A 20,656-nucleotide genomic window follows, 5' to 3' on the forward strand; every position below is an offset into this window, starting at 1 on the left:
ATGAGTAAGAGCAAGACCCAGAGCACCTCGAGGTCCTATCGCCGCGTCGCCGCCGCGGTCGACGCGGTGTGCGCGGTGGCCGCCGACTCCGACGCGACCACCCTCGACGAGGTGGTCGCGGCGATCTCGCTGGAACGTCAGCGCGAAATCGAGATCACCAGTGCGCAATTGGGGCCAGGCGTGTGCGGCCAGCGTCGCTTCTACCCCGAGCGCGACATCATCGTCCTCGCCGACGCCCTGCCCAGCCGCGACCACACCCTCGCGCACGAACTCGGGCACATCGTCTTCGATCACGAGGGCGCTCCCGCGGTGGAGACCACCCTCGAGGTCAGCGACGACCTGATCGCCTACATGCTCAGTCAGCGCGCGCACGCGCAGATCGTCGACGACGGCGCCGACGACCTCGCGGAGTGGGAGGCCGAGACCTTCGCGGCCATGCTCATGACCCGGCTGCGCGTGTTCAACAACCGGGGCGCAGGCGTCTCGGTCCTTCGATTCGATGAGGCACTCGGATGACACTCTGGTTGACAGCCCTGCTGGTCTGGGTTGCCGCGGGTGCGCGAGTGGGCCGCGTGCTGGTGAAGCCGGCGACGACCGCCCGCGTGGCGATCGTCGTCGCGGTGTCCGCCGTGGCGCTCGCGTCGACCGTCGCCATCCCCGACATCGCGGTGGCCATCGACAATCTGCTCCCCGGCGGGGTGCGCAGCGGGTGGTTGTCCACCGGCATCGTCGACTCGGCCTGGATCCTGTTCACGACCGCCACCTCGGTGGTGGCCTCGGCCGCGTGGCCGGTGGTCTCGCGCCGCAATCTGCGCCAGATCGCGATGGTGGTGTACGGCATCGGCGCGCTCGCCATCGTCATCACGCTGGCCTGGTCGTTCACCTTCGGCTGGATCGTCGTCGCGCTCGGCGCGGTCTTCATCGTCACCACCGGTCTGCGCAATCTGGACTGGACGACGCTCGGCCGCGGCATCGCGATCTACACCGCGGGCACAGCGCTGGTCGCGGTGCTCGCGGTCGCCAACGCGGGCCGCGCCCTCCAGGACGCCGAGCCGACGCCCCCCGGTCAGCCGCTGTGGGGATGGCAGGCGTGGGAGATCGCCAGCCTGTTGATCGCGCTCGGCGCCGTGTCGATCGTGATCGAGCTGTGGTGGCGGGCCAGGATGCTGCTGCGCCGGATCCGGCCGCTGCACAAGCTGATGGTCGGGCGCTTCCCCGAGGTGGTCGCGCCCGAGCAGAACGCCACCTCCACGCAGCTCAAGGCCTCCGACCACGTGGCCCAGGTGATGGACGCGCTGTACCTGCTCTCCGGCAGCGGCATCGTCATCCCGGCCGCGGGTGAGCCACCCGCCTCGGTGCACGAGCGCGCGGCGGTGGTGGCCGAGTGGGCCCGAAATCCGTTGGGGGACTTGTTCGTCGACGCTCGCTGGATCGCGCCGCCGCCCGGGGTGAGCCCCCGTGGCTGGGTGCTGGCCATCGCGAGCAAGTACGAGACCGCCGTGGCGACCGAGGGCGCGCCCCAGAACGCCGCCGCCTGACCTCACCAGACAGCGAACGGGCCTGAGAGGTGGATTCCCACCGGCTCAGGCCCGTTCGCTGTGCACGTATCCGGCCTTGCTTCGTGTTCCTATTCTGTTCCGTCCGGAGGAATTTCGGGCAAGCCTTCGCTGGCCCGCAACTTCTCCGCCATCGAGGTGAGCAGATTCTGTGATTCTTCCGAGAGGTCGAATGCCCTGCTGGACAGTCGACGCAGCCCGTAACCCTGCAGCTGCGCGAGCAGCTCCAGGTCGTGATCGATCTTGGCCGCGTAGATGTCGTTGAAGAAGTAGTCAGGCTTGACCTTGAAGAACTTCGCCAGGGCGGCCACCGTCTCGTCGGACGGGTTGGTTCGTTGTCCCGACCGCAGCTGCGAGAGATACGGCTTCGAGATCGGATGCCCGGAGGCAGTCAGCGCAGCCGCAACCTCTGCGTTGGTGTGCGGCTTGCGCCCCGGGGGATGCACGGTTTCGAACAGCTTGTTCAGCCGCGCCGCGAAATCAGCCATTGTGAGCCGCCCAATTCCCTTCACTGTACTAACAGTCGTTATCTCGGATACGTATCATTGATATTAGCGGCTCAGTAACTGAAAACCTACGCCTGATTCGGGATTTCTCTACGGTTTCCGACGCTCACCTGCGTGCAGGGGCGTCGGCGGTCGCGTTTGCGGGTCACGCCAACGACTCTTGTGGAGCGCAGGGGGGCCGGGGTTCGTGCCCGTCGCGGGGTTCTTCAACCATAGGTCGATAGTAGCTCAATGTTAGCTGATGTTTCATGTTCCCCCGCGTCCCCTGGATTGTGTGGCGTACGACACGTTCCGGGCGCCCGGGGATGAATGTTCAACCTGGGCGCCCGGTTTCAGTGCCGCCAGTCTACAGGCGCTCGATGATCGTTCCGGTCGCGAGTGCGCCACCGGCGCACATGAGCACCATCGCCGTGCCCTTGCCGGTGCGTTCGAGCTCGTGCAAAGCGGTGGTGATGAGCCGAGAACCGGTGGAGCCGACCGGATGCCCGATTGCGATCGCACCGCCGTTGACATTTACCCGGTCCATGTCCGGCTGGTGTACAGCAGCCCAAGAAAGTGCGACGGAGGCGAATGCTTCATTGATCTCGAAAAGGTCGATATCCGAAATCTTCATTCCGGAGCGCTCGAGCAGCCGGGTGCACGCCTGCACCGGACCGTCGAGGTGGAACTCCGGCTCGGCGCCGACGAGGACCTGGGTGCGGATGCGCGCCCGCGGCCGCAAACCCTTGTCGCGCGCGACGGTTTCGTCCATGAGCAGCACCGCGGCCGAGCCGTCGGAGATCTGCGAGGAGGTGCCCGCGGTGTGGATGCCGTCGGCGACCACCGGCTTCAGCGCGGCCAGGCCCTCGAGCGTGGTGGCGCGCAGACCCTGATCGCGGGTCACCTCGAGCTTCTCGCCGGTGGCATTTCCCTCGCTGTCGAGCACCGGCGCCGACACCGGAAGAACCTCGCGATCGAAACGTCCCTCGGCCCATGCCCGCGCCGCCAATTGTTGTGAACGCAGGCCGAATTCATCGATATCCGAACGAGTGATCCCGCGCCTGCGCGCAATTCGTTCGGCGGCGCCGAATTGGTCGGGCAAATCGATCGACCACGACGCGGGCCTGCGCGGGCCAGCTTCGGTGCCCACATTCGCGCCGAGCGGCACGCGGCTCATCGCCTCGACGCCACACGCCATGCCGACATCGATCGCGCCGGTCGCGATGAGCCCGGCGACGAGGTGGTTGGCCTGCTGGGCCGAGCCGCACTGGGCGTCGATGGTGGTGGCGCCGGTCTGCCACGGCAGGCCCGCGTGCAACCACGCGACGCGGGTGACGTTGTTGGACTGCTCGCCCGCCTGGGTGACACAGCCACCGATCACCTGCTCGACGTCGGCCGGGTCGATCCCGGCCCGGTCGAGCAGGCCGCGCTGGGCCAGGCCGAGCAGTTCGGCGGCGTGCAGTCCCGACAGTTGCCCGCGCCGCTTGCCGATCGGGGTCCGCACGGCTTCGACGATGACGGGTGTTCCCATCTGATTCTCCCTCGTAACTGCAACAAGTTCTGATCTCTAGCCCAGGGTAAAACCGCGAGGTTCTTTCGTCACGGCAGCCGCTGTGCTTGAATGATTGTAGAACGTGTTTCAGTTTGTCGAAGGAGACATCTGGTGGTAGATCCGAGCACCGCACAAGCCAGCCCCGGGCACGCCACGGGCCGGCCGAACCTGCCGGACGGGTTCGACGTTACCGATCCCGCTATCTACGCCGAGCGTGTTCCGACGGAGGAGTTCGCCGAGTTGCGGCGGGCCGCCCCGATCTGGTGGAACCCCAAGTCGCCAGATGTCGGCGGGTTCCAGGACGACGGCTTCTGGGTGGTGAGCAAGCACGCCGACGTGAAGGAGGTCTCCCGTCGCAGCGATGTCTTCTCCACCTACGAGAACACCGCGATCCCGCGCTTCAACGACGACATCAAGCGCGAGCAGATCGAACTGCAGCGCTTCGTCATCCTCAACAAGGACGCGCCGGAGCACACCAAGCTCCGCAAGCTGATCGCCAAGGGCTTCACCCCGCGCGCGGTCAACGGCCTGCGCGCCGAGCTCTCGGCGCGCGCCGAGAAGATCGTGAAGGCCGCCGCCGAATCGGGCGCGGGCGACTTCGTCACCCAGGTCGCCTGTGAGTTGCCGCTGCAGGCCATCGCCGAGCTGATCGGCGTGCCGCAGGAGGACCGGATGAAGGTCTTCGAGTGGTCCAACGACATGACCGGCTACGACGATCCCGACAATGTCGATGTCGACCCCGTGCAGGCGTCGATGGAGCTGCTCGGCTACTCCTACCAGATGGCCGAGGCCAGGAAGGCCTGCCCGGCCGACGACCTGGTCACCACGCTGATCGAGGCCGATGTCGACGGTGAGGCGCTCACCGCGGAGGAGTTCGGCTTCTTCGTCATCGTGCTCGCGGTCGCGGGCAACGAGACCACCCGCAATGCCATCAGCCACGGCATGATCGCGTTCATGGAGAACCCCGACCAGTGGGAGCTGTTCAAGAAGGAGCGGCCCGCCAGCGCGGTGGACGAGATCATCCGCTGGGCCACCCCGGTCACCTCCTTCCAGCGCACCGCGCTCGAGGACACCGAGCTCAACGGCGTGCAGATCAAGAAGGGGCAGCGTCTGGTGATGCTGTACCGGTCGGCCAACTTCGATGAGGACGTCTTCGAGAACCCGGAGAAGTTCGACATCATGCGCAAGGACAACCAGCACCTGTCCTTCGGCGGCACCGGCGCGCACTTCTGTGTCGGCGCGAACCTGGCCCGGCTCGAGATCGACCTGATCTTCAACGCGATCGCCGACCACCTGCCCGACATCACCAAGATCGGCAAGCCGAAGCGCCTGCACTCGGGCTGGCTCAACGGCATCAAGGAGCTCCCGGTCGACTACAAGACCAAGGGCTGCCCGGTCGCCCACTGAGTCTCCGGTAGGACGCAGAAAGGAATCAGCCCCGGTACCGAAGCGGTACCGGGGCTGATTCGTCGGCGCGTCAGGACACCGGGCGGGTGGTCGCCATGGCGCGATCCACCTCCCAGAAGGCGCGCAGCGCGGCGATCTTGCCCTCGGCGTCGACCTTGTAGGTGAACACGCCCTCGGCGTCGATCACGTGGCCGGCCATGGTCGTGCGGATCATGCCGGTGAAGGCGATCTCGGTGCCGCAGGCGAACGAGTCCTCGAAGAGGAACTCGATCGAATCGGTCATCCCGATGGCCTTGTCCCAAAACGCGCCGATCGCCTCGTGGCCGCGGTGACCGACGCCCTCGGGATCGAAACCCGAAGGGCCGACCGGATCTTCGACGATGCCGTCGGCGGCGAACAGGGCGACCCAGGCCGCCTTGTCCTTGGCCCGCACCGCGGCCTGGGAGGCCAGGCCGGCAGCGCGCGCGGAACGATCGACAACTGTCTCGCTCATGCGGCGGTCCTCGCGACGATGGGATCGGCGATGTACTTCTCGGCGAACTTGCGCAGCGAGTCCTGCTTGGCCTCGAGCTCGCCGTCGAACCCGATGCCGTCCGACAGCCAGGGCACCACGATGTTGTCGGTGACGCCTGCATCGGCCAGATCCTGGTACCCCTCGCGGCCGAACTTGTCGATGCAGACCGACTGGATCTCGAAGGGCACCTCGGACCGCCCGTACTCGGCGCGCAGGTCACGCAGGGTGCCGATGGTGGCGACCAGATCGTCGAACTTCATCATCGCCGAGGTCCAGCCGTCGCCGATGCGGGCGGCCCGGCGCAGCGCCGGACCGGTGTGCCCGCCGATGTAGAACGGCACCCGCTCGCTCGGCGCCGGGCTCATCTGCAGCTCGTCGAAGTCGAAGAACTCGCCGTGGAATTCGACCATGCCGCCGTCCAGGACGAGCCGGATGACCTCGATCATCTCGTCGACCCTGGCGCCACGGCGGGCATACGGCACCCCGCACCATTCGAATTCCTCGGGCGCCCAGCCGATTCCGATGCCGAAGCCGAAGCGATTGCCCGACATGTTGGCGATCGAGCCGACCTGTCTGGCCAGCAGCAGGGGATTGCGCGAGCCCAGCTTGAGGACGTTGGTGTAGAACCGCAGGTCGGTGGTCACCGCGGCCATGGACGCGGCCGCGATCAGCGGATCGACCCAGGGCGTGTCCGGACCCCAGAAGCGGCTGCCGTCCGGGGTGTACGGATAGTCGGCGGACTGCGACTTCATGTAGAACAGCGAGTCCGGCAGGCCGATGGAGGCGAAGCCGCATTCCTCCGCTGTCTTGGCCAGCTCGGTGAGCTGGTCGAGCGGGCTCAGGGCCACTCCGAGGGTGAACTTCATTCCGGCCGCTCGCTTCCCACGACCCACATCGAGAAGTACTGGGAGCCACCGCCGTACGCGTGGCCCATCGCCTTACGGGCGTTCTCGACCTGGTACGCGCCCGCACGGCCCATCACCTGCTTGGCCGCCTCGGCGAAGCGGATCAGGCCGGAGGCGCCGATCGGGTTGGAGGAGAGCACGCCGCCGGACGGGTTCACCGGGATGCGGCCGCCGATCTCGGTCTCGCCCTTGTCGGTGAGCTTCCAGCCGTCGCCCTCCGCGGCGAAGCCGAGATTCTCCAGCCACATCGGCTCGAACCAGGAGAACGGCACGTAGATCTCGGCGACGTCGATCTCGTCGCGCGGGTCGGTGATCCCGGCCGACTTCCACAGCGCGGCGGCCGCGTCGCGACCCGCCTGCGGATTGACCTGGTCGCGTCCGGAGAAGGTGGTCGGCTCGGTGCGCATCGCGGTGCCGTGCACCCAGGCGACCTTCTTGCCCTGTGCCTCGACCGCCGCGGCGGCCTCGGCATTGCCGATCACCAGTGCGCAGGCGCCGTCGGAGGAGGGGCAGGTCTCGTCGAAACGGATGGGGTCCCACAGCATCTGGGAGGCGAGCACCGATTCCAGGGTGATGTCGGGCTGGTGCAGGTGCGCGAGTGGGTTCTTCGCGCCGTTGCGCCGGTCCTTCACCGCGACCATGGCACCGATGTGGGTCGGTGCGTTGGAGCGGCGGATGTAGGAGCGCACGTGCGGGGCGAAGTAGCCGCCCGCACCGGCGCCGACCGGCATGGTGAACGGCACCGGAATCGACAACGCCCACATGGCGTTCGACTCCGACTGCTTCTCCCACGCGATCGCGAGGACCTTGCCGTGCACGCCCGCTTGCACCAGGTTGGCGGCGACCACACCGGTCGACCCGCCGACCGAGCCCGCGGTGTGCACGCGCAGCAGCGGTTTGCCGATGGCGCCGAGTGCCTCGGCGAGATACAGCTCGGGCATCATCACGCCCTCGAAGAAGTCGGGTGCCTTGCCGACGACGACGGCGTCGATGTCGTCGATGGTCAGGCCCGAGTCCTCGAGCGCGCGATCGATCGCCTCACGGCACATGCCAGCCATGGACACGTCCGTGCGCTTCGTCACGTGATGAGTTTGGCCGGTGCCGAGCACCGCCGCGGGGAAGCTCATCGTGCCTCCGATTCCAGAACGGCGACCAGGTTCTGCTGCAGCGCGGGGCCGCTGGTCGCATGAGCGAGGGTCCGGTTGGCGGTACCGGAGAAGATGGCCTCGGCGGCGTTGCCGATGCGCTCGAGACCCGCCGCGAACATCGGGTTGGCCGCGAGCGCGCCACCGGACCGGTTGACCGGGGTCTCGGGCGACAGGCCGATCGCCTCGGCCAGGATCAGCTGCTGATGGCTGAACGGCGCGTGCAGTTCGGCCAGGTCGAAGCTGGTGTCGCCACGGGTCGCGGCCGCGGCCGCCCTGGTGGTGGAGGGCGAGCGGGTCAGATCCCGGCCACCGAGCGCCTGGGCGTCGATGTTGTGCGCGATGCCGGTGATCCACGCCGGGCGCTCGCACAGCTCCCTGGCCCGATCGCCGACCGCGAGCACCACCGCGGCCGCGCCGTCGGTGATCGGCGCGATGTCATGGGCGCGCAGTGGGTCGGCGACATACGGTGCGGCGAGCAGGGATTCGATGTCACCACCGGCGACGGCGGCCATCTCCCGCTCGGTCCAGCGGCCCGCGTCCAGGCCGGCGCGTGCCTGCAGGCCCGCGACCGAGACGGCGTCGGGCCACAGCGGGCCGACCAGATACGGGTCGAGCTGCCTGGTCAGCACCTGGCGCAGAGTGCCCGCCGACGACTTGCCGAAGCCGTAGACCAGCGCGGTCTGCGCCTGGCCGGACACCAGCTTCACCCACGCCTCGTAGAGCGCCCACGCGGCGTCCATCTCCACGTGCGACTCGTTGATCGGCGGCACCGCGCCGATCGCGTCGACCGCCGAGATGAACGAGAACGCCCGTCCCGCCAGGTAATCCGAGGAGCCCGAGCACCAGAAGTCGATGTCGGACTTGGTGATGCCGAGATCGGCGTAGAGCTGCTGGAAACATGGCACGAGCATCTCGACGCCGTTGGTGGTGCCGAAGGTCTCCGGCACGTGCGGTGCGTGGGCGAACCCGACCACCGCGATTTCTGGTGTACTCACGTCGCCTCTCAGAGGTGGTGCTGGTAGGACTCGTACGGGGCATCGGGCTCGCCGCTCGGGCGGAAGTGGTCGATGTTGGCCAGCGCGTGGCCCCACTCCTCGCGCGGCTTCCACACGGCCTCGACCCGCATGCCCATCCGCACCTCGGACGCCTCGCAGCCGAGAACCAGGTGCAGGAACGGGATGTCGGCGCCATCGAGCAGCACGTAGGCGGCCACGTACGGCGGCTTGATCCGCTGGCCGAGGAACGGCACGTTCACGATGCAGAAGGTGGTCACCGTGCCCTTGTCGGGCAGCTCGACCAGATCGTCGGTGGGCGTGCCGTCGGTCGGGTTGGCGCCGCGCGGCGGGAAGTACACCCGCCCGCCCGCCTCGGAGCGGCCGCCGATCAGCTTGCCCTCGGCGAGTCCGCGCAGGTAAGCGCTCTCCTGCGGGGAGGCCGTGTGCTTGTAGCTCATGTCCACGGGCGTGGTCAGGATCGTCACCGGCTCGGCGGTGTCCTCGGCGGGCGCGACGGCCTCGGCTGCCTCACCCGGCTCGAAACAAGCGATGTCCTGGATCGTGCCGGTGCGCTCGTCGGCCCAGCGCACGCGCACCCGCATGCCGGTGCTCACCTGGCTCGGGTCGGTCACGTCCAGCGCGTGCAACATGGCCGTGTCGGCGCCGTCGAGCTGGACCAGGGCCCAGGCGAACGGCCGATCGAACGGCTGCCCCGGTAGCGTCTCCGCCACCCATGTCCACGACTTCACCGTGCCGGTCGGCTCGACCTGGACCAGCTCGGCCAGCGGGGCCGAGGTGATCGGGTCGTATTCCTGCGCGGGCACCAGAATCCGGCCGTCGCTGCCGCGGACGCCGAGTATCCGGCGTTCGCGCAGTCCGGTCAGAAAGGCGCCGATGACAGGTCCGACGGACCTGGTGTAGTCGAACTGCACCCGTAGGGGTGCACTCAATACTTCCACTGCGGTATTCCCCTGGGTCACGATATCGAGTAGAACAGGTTCTTATTCTGCTGGCAAGGATTCGCCGGAAAGGGCGTCGGTCATGAAATTCGGACTGCAACTCGGATACTGGGGCGCACAGCCCCCGGCGAACGCCGGTGAGCTCGTCGTCGCGGCCGAGGAAACCGGGTTCGACGCCGTGTTCGCGGCCGAGTCCTGGGGCTCGGACGCCTTCACTCCGCTGGCCTGGTGGGGCTCGAAGACCGAGCGGGTGCGCCTGGGCACCTCGGTCGCGCAGCTGTCGGCGCGCACGCCTGCCGCGGCGGCGATGCACGCGCTCACCCTCGATCACCTCAGCGGCGGCCGGGCCATCCTCGGTCTCGGCGTCTCCGGCCCGCAGGTGGTGGAGGGCTGGTACGGGCAGCCGTTCGCCCAGCCGCTGCGGCGCACGCGCGAATACGTCGACATCGTGCGCAAGGTGCTGGCCCGCGAGGCGCCGGTGACCTCCGACGGCAAGCACTACGGCCTGCCCTACACCGGCCCCGGCGCGACCGGCCTCGGCAAACCGCTCAAGCCGATCGTGCATCCGCTGCGCGCCGACCTGCCGATCTGGCTGGGTGCGGAGGGTCCGAAGAACGTCGCGCAGACCGCCGAGATCGCCGACGGCTGGCTCGCGATCTACTACGCCCCTCGGCTGGCGGGCATGTACAACGAATGGCTCGACGAGGGCTTCGCGCGGGCGGGCGCCCGGCGGAGCAGGGCCGATTTCGAGATCGCGGCGAGCGCGCAGGTGGTCCTCACCGACGACCCGGCCGGCGAGATCGAGCGGATGCGCTGGGTGACCTCGCTCTACATCGGCGGCATGGGCGCCCCCGAGCTGAACTTCCACGCCCAGGTCTACAAGCGGATGGGCTACGCCGAGGAGGTCGACGAGATCTCGGCGCTGTTCCAGGCGGGCCGCAAGGCCGAGGCGGCCGCGGCGGTGCCCGACGAGCTGATCACCGACACCGCGATCTTCGGCAACGAGGAGCATGTGCGCGCGCGCCTGAAGGAATGGGAGGACGCCGGCGTGACGATGATGCTGATCTCGGTTTCGGACGTCGATCAGATGCGTCGGCTCCAAACCCTTGTATCGACCTAGAACACGTTCTAAATTCGATGGGGTGAGCAGCCAGCAGACAACGGAAGTCCTCGGACTGTGGAATATCGCCGCGGCCGATCCCGAGCGGATCGCCGTCGTCGACCCGGACGGCAGGGAGATCAGCTATCGAGAATTGGCCACCCTCGCCAACCGCTACGCGAACGGGCTACGCGGCATCGGATTGCGCACCGGCGACGTCGTCGTCAGCATGCTGCACAACGGTGTGGAGGCGATCGCGGCGTACTTCGCCGCCTATCAGGCGGGGCTCTACATCGTCGCGGTCAACTGGCACCTGACCGCGCCCGAGATCGCCTACATCCTCGGCGACAGCGAGGCCTCGGCCTTCCTGGCCAGTGAGCGGTTCGCCGCCACCGCCGCCGAGGCCGCCGAACTCGCCGAACTGCCCGCCGACGCCCGCTTCTCGGCGGGCACCATCGAGGGCTTCCGGCCCGTCTCGTGGCTCGGCGCCGCCGACACCGGCCGCCCCGACGAGCGCTCGGTCGGCGCGCCGATGCTCTACACCTCGGGAACCACGGGGCGCCCCAAGGGTGTTCGCCGCCCGCTGACCGGCGCCGATCCCGACCAGGTTCCCGCGCCGAACAAGGCCTTCTTCGCCCTGTTCGAGCTCGCTCCCTACGACGACCACGTGCACATCTGCGGCTCGCCGCTCTACCACACGGCCGTGCTGAACTTCTCGACCATCTCGATCCAGATGGGCCACAAGCTGGTCCTCATGGACAAGTGGGATCCCGAGGACATGCTCGCGCTGATCGAGCGGCACAAGGTGACCCACAGCCACATGGTGCCGACCCAGTTCCACCGCCTGCTCGCGCTGCCCGAGGAGGTGCGCGCCCGCTACGACGTGTCCTCCCTGCGCAGCATGGTGCACGGCGCGGCGCCGTGCCCGCAGCAGACCAAGCGGCAGATGCTCGACTGGTGGGGTCCGGTCGTCACCGAGTACTACGCGGCCACCGAGGGCGGCGGCACGGTGATCAACGGGACCGAATGGCTGAACAAGCCCGGCTCGGTCGGCAAGGCGTGGCCGTGGTCGGTCATCAAGATCCTCGACGAGACCGACGGTTCGGAACTGCCCGCCGGTAAAGAGGGCATGGTCTACATGAAGATGGGCGCCTCCAGCTTCGAGTACCACCACGCCAAGGAGAAGACCGAGGAGTCGCGCGTCGGTGACCTGTTCACCGTCGGCGACATCGGCTACCTGGACGAGGACGGCTACCTGTTCCTCTGCGACCGCCGCTCCGACCTGATCCTGTCCGGCGGCGTGAACATCTACCCGGCCGAGATCGAGGGCGTGCTGATGAGCCACCCGAAGGTGGCCGACGTGGCGGTTCTCGGTGTGCCGGACCCGGATTGGGGCCAGCAGGTCAAGGCGTTCGTCCAGCCGGTCGAGGGCACCGCGGGCGACGACGCGCTCACCGCCGAGATCCTCGAGTTCGCGGCCGGTCAGCTCGCCAAGTACAAGCTGCCCCGCACGGTGGAGTTCCGCGCGGAGCTGCCCCGCGATCCCAACGGCAAGCTGTACAAGCGCCGCCTGCTGTGAAAGCTGTTCCCGCTCAGACGGCTTCGCGCCACTCCGGCGCGAGCCCGAAGAGCGGGAACAACTTCTGCGTATCCAGGAAGAAGTTCAGGCCCGAGATGGTGTCGCCCTCGAGCTCGAGCACGGTGATCGACCACGGCACCCAGACGCCCGGCTCCCCGCTCGGCTTGTAGTGCCCGAAGGCGGGCAGCCCGTTGGCGCCCTCCAGCGGAACCATGCGCGAATCGCGGCACGCGCTGCCGGTGCTGAGCATGAACGCGGCCACATTCTCCGGCCCGGAGATCCAGAGATCGAAGGGCGGCATCGACAGCGCCACATCGGCTTTGAGCAGCGTGGTGAGCGCGTCCATGTCGTAGGCCTCGAAGGCCTTCACGAAATCGTCGATGAGCTTGCGCTGCTCGGGATCCGACTCGTCGAAGCCGTCGGTGACGGCAGGCTGCACCTTCGACATGGTGGCCCGCGCGCGCTGCAACGCGCTGTTCACCGATGCGGGCGACATCATCAGCGCCTCGGCGGTCTCGCTCGCGGAGAACCGCAGCACCTCGCGCATGATCAGGATCGCGCGCTGGGTGGCGGGCAGGTGCTGGCAGGCGGCGACGAAGGCGAGGCGCAGCGTGTCCTTGGTCGAGGCGTGCTCGGCCGGGTCGGCGCCGAAGGCGAGCCCGTTCGGGATCGGCTCGATCCACACGTAGTCCGGCTGCGGCGGCGGCAGGGGCGAATCGGGTCTGCCGGGGCCGTTGAGATCCATCGGCCGCGCCCGGCTCTGCGGCCGGTCCAGCATGTCCAGACAGATGTTCGTGGCGATCTTGTACAGCCACGAGCGCAGACTCGCGCGTCCCTCGAACGAATCGTAGGAACGCCAGGCGCGGGTGAAGGTCTCCTGCACCGCGTCCTCGGCCTCGAACGAGGAGCCCAGCATGCGGTAGGCGTACGCACACAACTCGCGCCGGTGCGTCTCGAACTGGGCCAGGACCTCGGGGTCGGGGCCGGTGGTGGCGGTTGTGGCGTCGCTCATAGTTCCTCACGATGCCACAGGGGTCCGACACCCGACAGGGGAAGATTTCGATCCGATGAATTTCGCGAATGTCGCGATCGACCGATGAATCGGCTGCCACGGCGGCGTCTACATGAACGAGACAGCACAGACGCTTGACGAAAGAGGTTCAGACCATGAGCAGCAAGATGATCTTCATCAACCTTCCCGTCGCCGACCTGGCCCGGTCGAAGGGCTTCTACGAGGCACTGGGCTGGAAGGTCAACGAGGACTTCACCGATCAGAACGCGGCCTGCATCGTCGTCGACGACAACATCTGCCTGATGCTGCTGACCAAGGACTTCTTCACCAACTTCAGCAAGCGCCCGATCGCCGACACCGCCGGCGCGATCGGGGCGGCGTACGCGCTGTCGCTGGCCAGTGCCGAGGAGGTCGACGCGCTCACCGAGGCCGCGCTGGCCGCGGGCGGCACCGAGGAGACCAACGACGACAAGCGCGCCCAGGAGGCCCAGGTCGGCATGCACGGCCGCACCTTCATCGACCCCGACGGCCACCAATGGGAGCCGTTCTTCATGAACTACCCGGGGGAGTAAGGCCCATTACCAACAGGGCGCCGGGCGTGAGCCCGGCGCCCTGTGGCGTGTCAGGAACCGGTGAAGTTCGGCTTGCGCTTCTCGGCGTCTTCGCTTGTTCAGGGCGCTGCGGGCGGCCGGGCCGATCTGGCGGGCTTCGACTACTCTTACCCACGAAACAACAGGGCGGGAGGGCAAAGTGACTGCTATTCAGGGCGAACCAGGGTCGAGTATCTTCGCTGTTCCAGCAGAGATCGGCGAGGTTGGTCGGTATCTGACCAACCTAGCTCAGGTCTTCGAATCCTCACTCGAAACCGCAGTGCGGGAAATTGACGAGATGGGCAAGACCTGGACTGGAACAGCGGCGGAGAACTTCGCGAAGAAATGGGCGCTGGTATACGACCAGAGTCCACAGCTGCTGGGTTCGCTGAACGATCTGGCGGAGTCGTTGAACATTGTCGCTTCGACCTTTACGCGGCAAGACGACACCAATGCCGACAGCTTCAGCTCCCTGAACCTGGACTGAAGATGGGCGGCAGCAGATTTACCGTCGATGTCGATCATCTAGAGCAGGTGTCGACGAAACTCATTGGGCTCGCAGGATTTCTCAGTGAGCAGCTGGACGCTTACGACGCCAAGATGGCGACGCTGCAATCCAGTAGTTGGAGCGGTGCCGCGGCAGATGCGTTCGAGGCTGCGCAGGGCGAATGGGTCACTGCGGCTAGGGAATTCGTAACGGGAGTTCAGTATGCTGGCGAGGAAATCGGTCGGCGCCGGGCGGGGTTCTTGAGAGTGCAGGCGATGAATATCAGAATGTCAAAAATCTGATGGGATGGGAAATCGAGGCCGTCGATTTCCGTTATGCGGCTTCGGAATGCCACCGAATAGCATCCAAGATATTTGCTCAGCAGGGGCAACTTCATCGAATTCTTACTTCATCGTGCGTTGGGATGGCGGGCGACTATCATTTCACAGCGGCGTGGATTTCTGCGTATGAAGAAGCTTGTTCCTCATGGATGTCGACAACGACATTGATGGTCGAGGCGCTCAACCACTACGGCGATATTCTTATGGCGAACGCATACAACTGGGACGTTATCAATCAGACGATCCCGCATCCTGATCGTCCGACGCCGACTCCGTCTGTTGGCAATCCTTACGCGGCTGCGCATGTGGCGAGAGGCGCGAACGGTGATGGGCTACAGGTCGACGGAGTCGGACCGTCCAAAGTCGAGGCCATTCCGAACGGAGATACGAGCAAGCTCCTTCTTGCCCGGTGCGACGGCTGGTTGAATTGTGGACTGAATGGTGAGGTGACAACAGCTCCCGACGGGATCAGCGCGATATCGCGTACCTTTGAATATTCCACGGAGGACAGCGTAAACGAAGTTCGGGATCGGCTGAAGACACTGGAGCTTGCGGCAACGGGTATGGTTGACGCCGCCAAGATCGTTCAGGCCGCTATCGAAAGCTATCAGCAAAAGCTGGAATCGCTGCGCACGACCCTCAAGCAAAAACTGGAGTCCAGAGATAGCAATAGAGTGACCATCTTCGATACCTTCATATTTCTGGAGTGCTCCGCGCCGATCTTCAGCGATGATCTCAAAGAGATGATATATGATCCGGTGGAGTCCAGTGAGTTTCACTTGCATGTGAGCAGCAAGCCGTTTCTCAAAATCCCTGATCTAGTGCCGCACGCGCAACGCCTCAAGGAAATTGCCGCACTCCCTATTGATATGGAAGACGATAGTTCAGGTTCGGGCGATGGCGCAGGCGATGCCGACGCCGTCCCACCTCCTGTGCTAACCAATGTATCCGAAGAGTATGTGCGCAGAAAGCACTACCCTGGCGGTTCTGAGAACGCCGTCGACAAGGGGACTTTCAAGGCGAATGAAGATCCGTACGCACTCGTCGATGCTGCTAAGAGTTCGCCGCCGATACCTCAAGGTGATGGAACATATCGGCGTGAGGTGGTTGTGCCTGATCGTTATGTCGGAAATGCCTCCATCAGTGAAGGGGGAGGCGTTCCAACGAGGAAGTACGTGGTAATTCAGGACCGTTTTGGCACGGTCCGTACGATGTATCCTGTCAAAGAAGGGTAGCTGGTAAAATGGGTCTCGGAATAGCAATACAGGACATGAATCACAAGGTCGAGCAACGCTTTTCCGACGATGCAGAAAACACCTTGTATTTCCTCTGCGCTGCGCAGCCCAAGACGTGCTTGCTTCGCGGGATCGACCGGCACGCCGACACGATGTTCAACCGGTGGCAACTGATGATAATTCTCGACCAGCTCGCGGAGATCGATGTCGAGACGCTTGCGCAACGTCAAGCGGTCGAGCAACTTCGTCGGCTTGCCGAGGTTGCGATCCGAGAGAACGGCTATCTCATGTTCATCGGCGACTGACGAATCTCCTGAGGCGGCGGCGCCGGGCACAGAGCCCGGCGCCGGCCGTCGGTGTGTCAGGAACCGGTGAAGTTGGGCTTGCGCTTCTCGGCGAAGGCGCGCGGGCCTTCCTTGGCGTCGGCGGACTTGAACACCTCGATGCCGATCTTCGCCTCGATCGGGAATGCCTCGTTCTCCGGCATCGCCTCGGTTTCGCGCAGTGTGCGCAGCATCGCCTGGACGGCGAGCGGGCCGTTGTCGGCGATCTGGCCCGCCAGCGCCAAGGCCTTGTCGAGTGCGGTGCCGTCGGGGACCACGTGGCCGATCAGGCCGATCTCCTTGGCCTCGGCGGCGGTGATGTGCCGACCGGTCAGCAGCAGATCGGCGGCGACGGTGTACGGGATCTGCCTGGCCAGCCGCACCGCGGAACCGCCCAGCGGGAACAGTCCCCAACGGGCTTCGGAGACACCGAATTTCGCGCTTTCGCCGGCCACGCGCAGGTCGGTGCCCTGCAGGATCTCGGTGCCGCCGGCGATGGCCGGGCCCTCGACCGCCGCGATCAGCGGCTTGGCCAGTCGCCTGCCCTTCAGCAGCGCGGGCAGGTAAGCCGGGTCCCAGCTACCGGCGGAAGCGGTGTCCCCGGGATGCTGGGAGCTCATCGCCTTCAGGTCCATCCCCGCGCAGAAGGCCCCGCCCGCGCCGGTGAGGATCGCGACGCGGATGTCGGGATCGCTATCCACCTGGTCCCAGGCGTCGCGCATGATCGCCATCATCTCGCCGGAGAGGGCGTTGCGCGCCTCGGGGCGGTTCATGGTGACGATGAGGACGTGGTCTCGCTTCTCGACCAGACAGTGGGCCATTTCGATGTCTCCTGACGTTCAGTCTTGTCAGAAACAGTAACACGTTCTATTTTTGTCTCTGTGAGCTACAACATAGCCGATCTCGTCGAACACGCCGTCGACCTGATGCCCGACCGGATCGTGCTGGTCGGCGAACATCGTGAGTCGACCTACGCCGAACTGGAGGAGCGGGCCAACAAGCTGGCCCACTACCTGCTGGAACAGGGTGTGAAACCCGGCGACAAAGTCGGAATCTACTCCAGGAACACCGTCGAGGCCGTCGAAGCGATGGTCGCGATCTTCAAGGCGCGGGCGGTGATGATCAACGTCAACTACCGCTACGTCGAGAACGAGTTACTGCACATCTTCGACAACTCCGACATGGTGGCGCTGATCCATGAGCGCCGCTACACCGACAGGGTGCAGGCGGTGCTGCCCAAGGTGCCCGCGCTGAAGACGGTGCTCGTCGTCGAGGACGGCACCGAAGGTCCGACGGCGCCCGGCACCGTCGAGTACGAGGCGGCGCTGGCCGCTTCCTCCGGCGAGCGGGACTTCGGCGAGCGCTCGCCCGACGACATCTACATGCTCTACACCGGCGGCACCACCGGCCTGCCGAAGGGCGTCATGTGGCGCCACGAAGACGTGTGGCGGGTGCTCGGCGCCGGCATCAACTTCATCACCGGCGAGTACGTCAAGGACGAGTGGGAGCTGGCCAAGGTCGGCGCGGCCAACCCGCAGATGGTGCGGTTCCCGATCCCGCCGATGATCCACGGCGGCGCGCAGTGGGCCACCTTCCACAGCCTGTTCGGCGGTGGCAAGGCCGTGATGATCCCCGAGTTCAGCGGCCACGGCGTCTGGCAGGCTGTCGACAAGCACAAGATCAACCTGATCTTCATCACCGGCGACGCGATGGCCCGCCCGATGCTCGACGCGCTCGAGGAGGGCAACCCGGAAACCGGTGAGCCCTACGATCTTTCGTCACTGTATGTGCTGGCCAGCAGCGCGGCGCTGTTCTCCCCGCCGCTCAAGGACAAGTTCCTCGAGCTGCTGCCCAACCGCCTGCTCACCGATTCCATCGGCTCCTCCGAGACCGGCTTCGGCGGTCTCGCGACGATCGCCAAGGGCCAGACCCACACCGGCGGCCCGCGCGTGAAGATCGACGCGGCCACCCAGGTGCTCGACGAGCAGGGCAACCCGGTCGAACCGGGCTCCGGTGTCGTCGGCCTGCTCGCCCGCAGCGGCCACATCCCGCTCGGCTACTACAAGGACGAGGTCAAGTCGGCCGCGACGTTCAAGGAGTTCAACGGGACGCGCTACGCGATCCCGGGCGACTTCGCGCGCGTCGAGGAAGACGGCACCGTCACCATGCTCGGCCGCGGTTCGGTGAGCATCAACAGCGGCGGCGAGAAGATCTACCCCGAAGAGGTCGAGGGCGCCCTCAAGGCCCACCCCGACGTCTTCGACGCCCTCGTCGTCGGCGTCGAGGACGCCCGCTGGGGCCAGCGCGTGGTCGCCGTCGTCCAGTGCCGCGACGACAAGCGGCCCACCCTGGCGGATCTGAAGCCGGTGCTGACGCAGGAGATCGCGTCGTACAAGCAGCCGCGCAGCCTCTGGTTCGTCGACGAGATCAAGCGCTCACCCGCGGGTAAGCCCGACTACCGCTGGGCCAAGGAGCAGACCGAGACCCGGCCTGCCGACGAGCACGCCGAAGCGGGTTCCGCGTAGCGGCACAACGACAACGGGCCCTTCCGGCGATACCGCCGGGAGGGCCCGTTCCGGTTCAGCGGTTGGCCAGCTCGGCGAGTTGGTGGGCGAGCTTGCCGCGGATCGCGGGGATTCCGGTGAGCAGGCGCATCGCGGTGTTGCGCGCGACCCGGGCCGGCGCCGACTGCAGGGTGGCCATCCTGGTCATCCGGTCGGTGAAGGCGACGACATCGAGGGCCACCGGCCTGCGGACCGTCTCGTACTCGTCGAGCAGCGAATCCGGCTCGCCCCGCACCACTTTCGCGAGCAGGTCGGCCAGCATGGCGGCGTCCTGGATACCGGTGTTCATGCCCTGGCCGCCCGCCGGGCTGTGCACGTGCGCCGCGTCGCCCGCCAGCAGGACGCGGCCCGCGCGGTAGTGGTCGGCGACGCGGTGGTGCACGCGGAACCGTGAGCTCCACAGCACCTCGTCGACGTGGACGGCCCCTGCCGGGCCGCGCGCGTCGAGAAGAGCTTGGATGTCGGCGCGGGTGGGATGTTCCGGCGCGTCGTCGACGGTGGCGACCACGCGGTAGCGCTCCTGCGCCGTGTCCGGCAGCGGCGCGACCACGGTGACGCCCTCGGGCGAAAGGTGCAGCGACACTTCGGTTCGCGGCGTCGGCCAGGTCATCCGCACATCGGCGAGGATGAACGACGCGGGATAGGTGTCGCCGGTGAAACCGATACCCACCTCTTCGCGCACCACACTGTGCATGCCATCTGCGCCGATCACGTAGTCGGCGGTGATGGTGCCCGGCGTGCCCTCGGCATCGGTGTATTCGACTGTGACGCCGGCCTTGTCGTCGTCGACGCTGGTGACGGTGAGCGGCCGGTGCACGCTGCCGCCCGCACGGTGCAGCCGGTCGAGCAGGATCTGCTCGGTGACGTCCTGCGGAATCATCAGCGTGTAGGGGAATTCGGTCGGCAGCTCGCCGAATTCGATGGTGGCCAGGGTCTTCGCGCCGTCGTGCACCTTGAAGGTCGGCACCTTGATGCCGCGTGCGACGAGCTCGTCGGCGATGCCGAGGCCTGCCAGCACCTCGAGTGTCCTGGCGTGGATCACCGCGGCGCGCGAGGTATTGGCGCCTTCGCTCAGCCGATCGATGAGGACATGGTCGATACCCGCCTCGGCGAGCACGATCGCGGCGGTGAGGCCGGCCGGGCCCGCGCCGACGATGACGACGGAAGTGGTTGCGGGGAGCTGGGTGGCGGACATCTGCGACTCCTGGTCAACGCTTGTTTGCCAACGCTTGTAGGCATAACGATAAGCGGCAGGCGCTCGCGATGTCAACAGTTGTTGGCCTACACTTGTTGGCATGAAGTCCGCCGAGCAGAACTCCCCGGTCCGCCGCTCCGACGCCACGAAGGCCGTCATCCTCGACGCCGCCCGCGCGCGCTTCGCCGTCGACGGTTACGCGAAGGCGACCATCCGCGCCATCGCCACCGACGCCGAGATCGACCCGTCCATGGTGATGCGCTATTACGGCAACAAAGAGGGCCTCTTCGCCGCGGCCGTGCAGATCGACCTCGACCTGCCCGACCTGGCCGCCGCCGACCCCGACTCCCTCGGTGAGCTGCTGGTGCGGCGCTTTCTGGCGATCTGGGAGGGCCACGACAACGCGGTCATGCTGATCCTGTTGCGCTCGGCGATCACCGACGACAAGGTCGCCGACCGCGTGCGCTCGATCTTCGCCGAACAGGTCCTGCCCGCGGTCCTTCGCTTCGGCGACCCCGCCGACGCTCCCCGCCGCGGCGGCCTGGTGGTCACCCAGCTCCTCGGCCTCGCCCTGTGCCGCTACATCCTGCGCTTACCCCCGGTCGTGGCGATGCGCCCCGACGCCATCGTCGCTGACGTCGCCCCGGTCATTCAGGGCTACCTCACCTCGGCTCCCGGCGACTGATAACGCTGGTTGTACGCGGTACCGC

Annotated in this window: 22 protein-coding genes; 12 read left to right on the top strand and 10 right to left on the bottom strand. The window is 66.6% G+C overall.

Features of this window, described 5'->3' with window-relative positions:
• Together AB0H56_RS23810 and AB0H56_RS23815 are read left to right on the top strand one after the other, a co-directional pair.
• Complete coding sequence (locus AB0H56_RS23810; RefSeq protein WP_019044757.1) at nt 1–516, top strand: ImmA/IrrE family metallo-endopeptidase; 516 nt, start codon at nt 1–3, stop codon at nt 514–516.
• On the top strand, nt 513–1,538 hold the full coding sequence (locus AB0H56_RS23815) for a hypothetical protein (RefSeq protein WP_357167234.1): 1,026 nt from the start codon (nt 513–515) through the stop codon (nt 1,536–1,538). The genes AB0H56_RS23810 and AB0H56_RS23815 overlap by 4 nt, the downstream gene beginning before the upstream one ends.
• An 89-nt stretch (nt 1,539–1,627) precedes the next feature.
• Here the strand turns inward: AB0H56_RS23815 and AB0H56_RS23820 are convergent, their stop codons facing one another.
• Nucleotides 1,628–2,044: a helix-turn-helix domain-containing protein gene (locus AB0H56_RS23820; RefSeq protein ID WP_019044759.1), complete on the bottom strand. Its 417-nt coding sequence runs from the start codon at nt 2,042–2,044 to the stop codon at nt 1,628–1,630.
• Between the two features lie 364 nt (nt 2,045–2,408).
• Complete coding sequence (locus AB0H56_RS23825; protein WP_357167236.1) at nt 2,409–3,572, bottom strand: steroid 3-ketoacyl-CoA thiolase; 1,164 nt, start codon at nt 3,570–3,572, stop codon at nt 2,409–2,411.
• 132 nt (nt 3,573–3,704) lie between these two features.
• On the opposite strand from AB0H56_RS23825, the gene AB0H56_RS23830 reads away from it, so the two are divergent.
• Nucleotides 3,705–5,000, top strand: coding sequence for a cytochrome P450 (locus tag AB0H56_RS23830; protein WP_357167238.1), 1,296 nt, complete (start codon nt 3,705–3,707; stop codon nt 4,998–5,000).
• Between the two features lie 70 nt (nt 5,001–5,070).
• Here AB0H56_RS23830 and AB0H56_RS23835 read toward each other — a convergent pair whose 3' ends face one another.
• The 5 genes from AB0H56_RS23835 to AB0H56_RS23855 are packed head-to-tail and all read right to left on the bottom strand — an operon-like array spanning nt 5,071 to nt 9,542.
• Complete coding sequence (locus AB0H56_RS23835) at nt 5,071–5,493, bottom strand: nuclear transport factor 2 family protein (protein ID WP_357167239.1); 423 nt, start codon at nt 5,491–5,493, stop codon at nt 5,071–5,073.
• Complete coding sequence (locus AB0H56_RS23840; protein WP_357167241.1) at nt 5,490–6,380, bottom strand: TIGR03619 family F420-dependent LLM class oxidoreductase; 891 nt, start codon at nt 6,378–6,380, stop codon at nt 5,490–5,492. Before AB0H56_RS23840 ends, AB0H56_RS23835 begins: the two co-directional genes overlap by 4 nt.
• Nucleotides 6,377–7,546: a thiolase domain-containing protein gene (locus AB0H56_RS23845; protein WP_357167243.1), complete on the bottom strand. Its 1,170-nt coding sequence runs from the start codon at nt 7,544–7,546 to the stop codon at nt 6,377–6,379. The genes AB0H56_RS23840 and AB0H56_RS23845 overlap by 4 nt, the downstream gene beginning before the upstream one ends.
• The gene (locus tag AB0H56_RS23850) at nt 7,543–8,562 is read right to left on the bottom strand and encodes a thiolase domain-containing protein (protein ID WP_357167245.1); all 1,020 of its coding nucleotides are present in this window, start codon (nt 8,560–8,562) and stop codon (nt 7,543–7,545) included. The genes AB0H56_RS23845 and AB0H56_RS23850 overlap by 4 nt, the downstream gene beginning before the upstream one ends.
• A gap of 8 nt (nt 8,563–8,570) precedes the next feature.
• Nucleotides 8,571–9,542, bottom strand: a complete 972-nt coding sequence (locus AB0H56_RS23855; RefSeq protein WP_357167247.1) for an OB-fold domain-containing protein — start codon at nt 9,540–9,542, stop codon at nt 8,571–8,573.
• Between the two features lie 61 nt (nt 9,543–9,603).
• On the opposite strand from AB0H56_RS23855, the gene AB0H56_RS23860 reads away from it, so the two are divergent.
• Both AB0H56_RS23860 and AB0H56_RS23865 read left to right on the top strand, forming a co-directional pair.
• Nucleotides 9,604–10,641, top strand: a complete 1,038-nt coding sequence (locus AB0H56_RS23860) for an LLM class F420-dependent oxidoreductase (protein WP_357167249.1) — start codon at nt 9,604–9,606, stop codon at nt 10,639–10,641.
• A 22-nt stretch (nt 10,642–10,663) separates the two neighbouring features.
• On the top strand, nt 10,664–12,199 hold the full coding sequence (locus tag AB0H56_RS23865) for an acyl-CoA synthetase (protein ID WP_357167251.1): 1,536 nt from the start codon (nt 10,664–10,666) through the stop codon (nt 12,197–12,199).
• A gap of 13 nt (nt 12,200–12,212) precedes the next feature.
• On the opposite strand, the gene AB0H56_RS23870 is transcribed toward AB0H56_RS23865, so the two are convergent.
• Nucleotides 12,213–13,211: a sigma-70 family RNA polymerase sigma factor gene (locus AB0H56_RS23870; protein WP_357167253.1), complete on the bottom strand. Its 999-nt coding sequence runs from the start codon at nt 13,209–13,211 to the stop codon at nt 12,213–12,215.
• A gap of 155 nt (nt 13,212–13,366) precedes the next feature.
• Here AB0H56_RS23870 and AB0H56_RS23875 point away from each other — a divergent pair, with 155 nt between their 5' ends.
• From AB0H56_RS23875 to AB0H56_RS23895, 5 genes are all read left to right on the top strand, one after another.
• Complete coding sequence (locus tag AB0H56_RS23875) at nt 13,367–13,783, top strand: VOC family protein (protein ID WP_357167255.1); 417 nt, start codon at nt 13,367–13,369, stop codon at nt 13,781–13,783.
• Between the two features lie 178 nt (nt 13,784–13,961).
• Nucleotides 13,962–14,288: a WXG100 family type VII secretion target gene (locus AB0H56_RS23880; RefSeq protein WP_357167257.1), complete on the top strand. Its 327-nt coding sequence runs from the start codon at nt 13,962–13,964 to the stop codon at nt 14,286–14,288.
• Nucleotides 14,289–14,290: 2 nt separating this feature from the next.
• Nucleotides 14,291–14,590, top strand: coding sequence for a WXG100 family type VII secretion target (locus AB0H56_RS23885; protein ID WP_357167259.1), 300 nt, complete (start codon nt 14,291–14,293; stop codon nt 14,588–14,590).
• Nucleotides 14,590–15,864, top strand: coding sequence for a hypothetical protein (locus AB0H56_RS23890; RefSeq protein WP_357167261.1), 1,275 nt, complete (start codon nt 14,590–14,592; stop codon nt 15,862–15,864). Before AB0H56_RS23885 ends, AB0H56_RS23890 begins: the two co-directional genes overlap by 1 nt.
• 35 nt (nt 15,865–15,899) lie before the next feature.
• On the top strand, nt 15,900–16,169 hold the full coding sequence (locus AB0H56_RS23895; RefSeq protein WP_357167263.1) for a hypothetical protein: 270 nt from the start codon (nt 15,900–15,902) through the stop codon (nt 16,167–16,169).
• Between the two features lie 56 nt (nt 16,170–16,225).
• Here AB0H56_RS23895 and AB0H56_RS23900 read toward each other — a convergent pair whose 3' ends face one another.
• Nucleotides 16,226–17,008 carry a crotonase/enoyl-CoA hydratase family protein gene (locus AB0H56_RS23900; RefSeq protein ID WP_280338816.1) on the bottom strand — a complete coding sequence of 261 codons (783 nt, stop codon included), beginning with the start codon at nt 17,006–17,008 and terminating at the stop codon, nt 16,226–16,228.
• A gap of 60 nt (nt 17,009–17,068) precedes the next feature.
• Here AB0H56_RS23900 and AB0H56_RS23905 point away from each other — a divergent pair, with 60 nt between their 5' ends.
• Nucleotides 17,069–18,712 (top strand): acyl-CoA synthetase, encoded by a 1,644-nt coding sequence (locus tag AB0H56_RS23905; protein ID WP_357167265.1) that lies wholly within the window; start codon nt 17,069–17,071, stop codon nt 18,710–18,712.
• Nucleotides 18,713–18,767: 55 nt separating this feature from the next.
• On the opposite strand, the gene AB0H56_RS23910 is transcribed toward AB0H56_RS23905, so the two are convergent.
• Nucleotides 18,768–19,946 carry an FAD-dependent monooxygenase gene (locus tag AB0H56_RS23910; protein ID WP_357167266.1) on the bottom strand — a complete coding sequence of 393 codons (1,179 nt, stop codon included), beginning with the start codon at nt 19,944–19,946 and terminating at the stop codon, nt 18,768–18,770.
• Between the two features lie 100 nt (nt 19,947–20,046).
• Between AB0H56_RS23910 and AB0H56_RS23915 the strand changes: the two genes are divergently transcribed.
• Nucleotides 20,047–20,631, top strand: coding sequence for a TetR family transcriptional regulator (locus AB0H56_RS23915; RefSeq protein ID WP_357167268.1), 585 nt, complete (start codon nt 20,047–20,049; stop codon nt 20,629–20,631).
• The last annotated feature ends 25 nt before the right edge of the window (nt 20,632–20,656 follow it).

The sequence above is a fragment of the Nocardia sp. NPDC050717 genome (genome assembly GCF_040654275.1).
Classification (GTDB): domain Bacteria; phylum Actinomycetota; class Actinomycetes; order Mycobacteriales; family Mycobacteriaceae; genus Nocardia.

Excerpts from the sequence above, each read along its gene's own strand:
- AB0H56_RS23910 (WP_357167266.1), bottom strand. The coding sequence starts at position 19,946 with ATGTCCGCCACCCAGCTCCCCGCAACCACTTCCGTCGTCATCGTCGGC.
- AB0H56_RS23820 (WP_019044759.1), bottom strand. The coding sequence starts at position 2,044 with ATGGCTGATTTCGCGGCGCGGCTGAACAAGCTGTTCGAAACCGTGCAT.
- AB0H56_RS23890 (WP_357167261.1), top strand. The coding sequence starts at position 14,590 with ATGGGATGGGAAATCGAGGCCGTCGATTTCCGTTATGCGGCTTCGGAA.
- AB0H56_RS23915 (WP_357167268.1), top strand. The coding sequence starts at position 20,047 with ATGAAGTCCGCCGAGCAGAACTCCCCGGTCCGCCGCTCCGACGCCACG.
- AB0H56_RS23840 (WP_357167241.1), bottom strand. The coding sequence starts at position 6,380 with ATGAAGTTCACCCTCGGAGTGGCCCTGAGCCCGCTCGACCAGCTCACC.
- AB0H56_RS23825 (WP_357167236.1), bottom strand. The coding sequence starts at position 3,572 with ATGGGAACACCCGTCATCGTCGAAGCCGTGCGGACCCCGATCGGCAAG.
- AB0H56_RS23885 (WP_357167259.1), top strand. The coding sequence starts at position 14,291 with ATGGGCGGCAGCAGATTTACCGTCGATGTCGATCATCTAGAGCAGGTG.
- AB0H56_RS23810 (WP_019044757.1), top strand. The coding sequence starts at position 1 with ATGAGTAAGAGCAAGACCCAGAGCACCTCGAGGTCCTATCGCCGCGTC.
- AB0H56_RS23815 (WP_357167234.1), top strand. The coding sequence starts at position 513 with ATGACACTCTGGTTGACAGCCCTGCTGGTCTGGGTTGCCGCGGGTGCG.
- AB0H56_RS23895 (WP_357167263.1), top strand. The coding sequence starts at position 15,900 with ATGAATCACAAGGTCGAGCAACGCTTTTCCGACGATGCAGAAAACACC.
- AB0H56_RS23845 (WP_357167243.1), bottom strand. The coding sequence starts at position 7,546 with ATGAGCTTCCCCGCGGCGGTGCTCGGCACCGGCCAAACTCATCACGTG.
- AB0H56_RS23875 (WP_357167255.1), top strand. The coding sequence starts at position 13,367 with ATGAGCAGCAAGATGATCTTCATCAACCTTCCCGTCGCCGACCTGGCC.
- AB0H56_RS23900 (WP_280338816.1), bottom strand. The coding sequence starts at position 17,008 with ATGGCCCACTGTCTGGTCGAGAAGCGAGACCACGTCCTCATCGTCACC.
- AB0H56_RS23835 (WP_357167239.1), bottom strand. The coding sequence starts at position 5,493 with ATGAGCGAGACAGTTGTCGATCGTTCCGCGCGCGCTGCCGGCCTGGCC.
- AB0H56_RS23860 (WP_357167249.1), top strand. The coding sequence starts at position 9,604 with ATGAAATTCGGACTGCAACTCGGATACTGGGGCGCACAGCCCCCGGCG.
- AB0H56_RS23870 (WP_357167253.1), bottom strand. The coding sequence starts at position 13,211 with ATGAGCGACGCCACAACCGCCACCACCGGCCCCGACCCCGAGGTCCTG.